This is a genomic window from Bradyrhizobium sp. (genome assembly GCF_019242285.1).
Classification (GTDB): domain Bacteria; phylum Pseudomonadota; class Alphaproteobacteria; order Rhizobiales; family Xanthobacteraceae; genus Bradyrhizobium.
Window position 1 is genome coordinate 1 of the sequence record NZ_JAFAVV010000710.1, and the last position, 3,674, is coordinate 3,674.

Genomic DNA, 3,674 nt, shown 5'->3' on the forward strand with positions numbered 1-3,674 from the left:
CCTGCTCGCCAATCTGCACAAGGGCTTTTGGCTGCACCTGGCCCAACAGAGACAACCGGATGGCGTGTGGCTCACCCAGGAGATCCAGGGTAGCGGCGACGCTCGCGCGGCCCTGTTTGTGCATGCCAGGTTCCGCTTCGAAGAGGAGCTGGAAAAGTGCCACCTCTTCTCGGTGACTACCCAGCAATCCACTGTTAATCCGTAGTCTCAGCCATTGCCGAAATGCTTAACGACACCATCAAACCCGAAATGACATGTTCTTCCATGCGTTCAGGGGCGATACGGAGGGATGTGGCGGATTCCGCCAACGATTTAGACAAGGTGACGGACGACCCCAAAACCGGCTCGGCAGGCTACAGGCCTCCCGTGCTGGTGGTGGGTGCGGGGCCGACGGGGTTGCTCCTCACTGCAGAGCTTCAGCGGCGCGGCGTGCCATGCCATCTGATCGATGCGCAGCCCGGGCCGCTCCATTGGGACCGCGCGACGGTGGTGCATCCCCGCTCGCTCGAGATCTTCGAGTCGCTCCGCCTTGCCGAAAGGTTTCTCGACGCCGGCTGTAGACAGCGAGGTGTCAAGATTCACTCCCTCGGCAAAGTAATTGGAGGGATGGATCTCTCGAACTGCGGAAGCACTTACGGGTTTAATCTCGGGCTGTCAGAAGAAGTGACGGAGTCTATTCTTACCGGCTATCTCCGCCAACAGGGCGGCGAGGTGAACCGATCATGTCGGCTAATCGGGCTGACACAACATCGCGACGGCGTCTTAGCCGAAATCGAGCGTAATGGTGACCGCTACCAGGTGGCTGCCCAGTGGGTTGTCGGGTGCGACGGCATCCACAGCCCCACGCGCGAGCTGAGCGGCATCGGTTTCGAAGGCCACGACATGGCGAAGCCGTGGGCCGTTTTCGACGCTACTCTTGAAGGCTGGACCGACTCGTTCGAAACCACCTTCGTCTACTTCGAGACCGTTCCAGTCATCCTGACAGCGATTCCCGGTCATCGCTGGCGTGTCTACCTACGACCGAGTTCGGAGGATTCGGATCTCGTCCTGGATGCCGCCTTCACCCTTCGGCGCTACTCGCCCACCGCCTCTTTCATCGGCGTGGAGAACCCGAGACGGTTCCACTGCCACACCAAGATAGCCACCCGGTTCCGATCCGGCGCGGTCTTTCTGGCCGGCGACGCGGCGCACCTCTGCTCACCCGCCGAGGGACATGGCATGAACTGCGGCCTGCAAGACGCCTTCAACCTGGCCTGGAAACTTGCCCTCGTCTACCAAGGTGCCGCCGCCCCTAGCATGCTCGACAGCTATGAGGCCGAGCGGCGTCCTGTTGCCGAGATGGTCGCTCAATCCGGCGACGTCATGGAACGTAACCTGACTATGATAGACGCGGCCGAACGCGACAGCCGCGACCAGGGAATCAAAGCCGCACTCGCCGATCCGAAGAAGCGCCACCACGAAATCGTAGCCGAGACCGAACTCAACATCGAATATTCCCGATCGCCCATCGTCTCCGGCGACGCCAATAGCTATCTCGGTCCCGGAGACCGCTTACCGGGCGCCATCCCGGTTCAAGTGTCAGACAGACGGCCTCGTGGGCTTCACGAGCTTACCCAGGGCGCCGGCCATACGCTCATGCTGCTCGCCGGCCCAACTGCACACAATTCGGTGCTCCTGGACCTGCACGCCGCGTTGCAGAAACACACTATCGATTCTCCTCTATTTGAAGCGTCCGTCCAGATCGGCCACCTCGAACGGCCGGCCGCTGATCTCATGGGCATCGAAGAAATCACGCTGCTCGCAGTGCGCCCGGACGGCTACATCGGCCTGCGGTCCGACCGAGAACATTTGAGCGCCTTCGAGCGCTATCGCACTCTTCTCTCCGCCGGGACGTCCGATTCGCTCAGTTATTCGCCGCCGCAAATCTCTTGAAGAAGCTCGTCGTTTCCCACTCGGGCCGGGCGTCTGCGTTGGCTATTCGCTCTGTTAGGGTTAGCAGCAATCGGTTGAATCGCGCCGCCGCCACTAGGTCTACCGGCTGGTTCGTATCGTCGGACGGCGCATGATACCGGTTGGTAAGCCAACTCTTCATGGTCTTATCTTCGTCCGTACCTGGACTTGCGCCAAACGCGCACATGATGGATGGCACCCCAGCCCGGATAAAGTTGTATTGATCGCTACGAATGAAGATATTTCGATCCGGCTGTGCGTCGGGCAAAACTTTTACGTCCATCCCCGCCGCGACCGCGCGAACATCGTCGCCAAGCGTAGATTCTTCCAGTCCGTACACCGTCAGGTTGTTCAACGGTATGATCGGCAGAAACATGTCCGTATTCAGGTCGGCAACCATAGACTTTGCCGGTACAGTAGGATGCCCGGCGAAGTAGCGCGATCCGAGCAGGCCTTTTTCCTCGGCGCATACAACGACGAACAGCACCGAGCGTTTCAGCGGCAGGTCTGAACCGTGTAGCTGGCTGGCTACCTCAAGTAAAGTAGCCACACCAGATGCATCATCCATGGCACCGTTGTAGACGCGGTCGCCGTTGATCGGCTCGCCTATTCCCAGATGATCCAGGTGCGCGCTCAAGACCACGTACTCGTTCTTCCGTTGCGGGCCGGACCCCGGCAGCACACCGATGATGTTTGGTGATTCAACCTGCTCCGTCAGGGCGCTCACGTCTGCCCGCAGTGTCGCGGTCAATCGAAACCTTGGCAAAGGCTTGCCCCCATCTCCCAAAGCCAGCAACTCATTCAAAGTGTGGCCCGAACCGGTGAAAATCTGCTCCGCGTGTGCTGGATTCAGAGTGACCGTGAACATCGGGCCGCGCGTGTCCTGGAAAGCCGGATCAGACAGCCGCATGCCCGGTTGTGAGGCCGCCAGCGACATGCGGGACCATGGGATGTCCATATTCTTGGGGTTCGGAATGCTGGCGATGCCCACGGCGCCCGCTTGCTCCACCGCCTTGTAGAATTCCTGGGGTGAGCGCGAATGTGCTTTGAGGGCGCTCGCGAGATTGGAGGGACCGCCGCTAAGATAGACAACGATCTTGCCATGCAGGTCCTGGCCGGCTAGATCATCATAGTTCGCATCCGGGATGTGGAGTCCATAGCCAATGAAGACCAGCGGCGCTTCGACGCTCTTTGGTTGAGGCAGACGGCTCCCCAACAGGGCATCTTCACCCAAGGAAAGCGCCTGTTCATGGTTGCCTTCGATGAGGGTCAGGCTGGACTTGGCCGCCTGAATTCGTTGCACGTCGAAGTTGACCGGTTGCAAGTAGCCGTCAACGCCTCTTGGTTCGAGGCCGCTCGCTTTGAATTGCTCGGTCACGTAGCGCGCAGCCCTTCTGTATCCCTCACTTCCGGTAAGGCGGCCTTCCATCTGGTCGCTTGCCAGCTGTTGTACGTAGGACCACCATCTCTGACCCGCTGCTTGCGTATCCGGGGTGGCCGCGCTGGCCGTGGCGCCAGACAGAACTACTGCAAAGGCACTCACCGCAACCAGAGCTGGCCGAACCCGGCAAAACATCATTTCTTGAGTTCTCAATTCGCCCCCTACACGCGGAATTAGAATTCTCCAATTATGAGCGATGGCTGGTTGGCTTTTCTGGAACACATCACCGGCACCCTCCGAATTTGCCGGCCCCCTTGAGCTACTCGCACATTGAAGAAACGCT

Annotated in this window: 3 protein-coding genes; 2 read left to right on the forward strand and 1 reads right to left on the reverse strand. The window is 59.7% G+C overall.

The annotated features are described in order from the left end of the window. Together JOY90_RS28715 and JOY90_RS28720 are read left to right on the forward strand one after the other, a co-directional pair. Positions 1 to 205: hypothetical protein (locus JOY90_RS28715; protein ID WP_291694468.1), on the forward strand; the 205-nt coding region annotated here is incomplete at its 5' end. Positions 206 to 291: 86 nt separating this feature from the next. Next, positions 292 to 1,932, forward strand: a complete 1,641-nt coding sequence (locus JOY90_RS28720; RefSeq protein WP_291694469.1) for an FAD-dependent monooxygenase — start codon at positions 292 to 294, stop codon at positions 1,930 to 1,932. On the opposite strand, the gene JOY90_RS28725 is transcribed toward JOY90_RS28720, so the two are convergent. Continuing rightward, the coding region (locus tag JOY90_RS28725) for a M28 family metallopeptidase (protein WP_291694470.1) at positions 1,904 to 3,674 on the reverse strand (1,771 nt) is incomplete at its 5' end. The two genes, JOY90_RS28720 and JOY90_RS28725, sit on opposite strands and share 29 nt — an antisense overlap.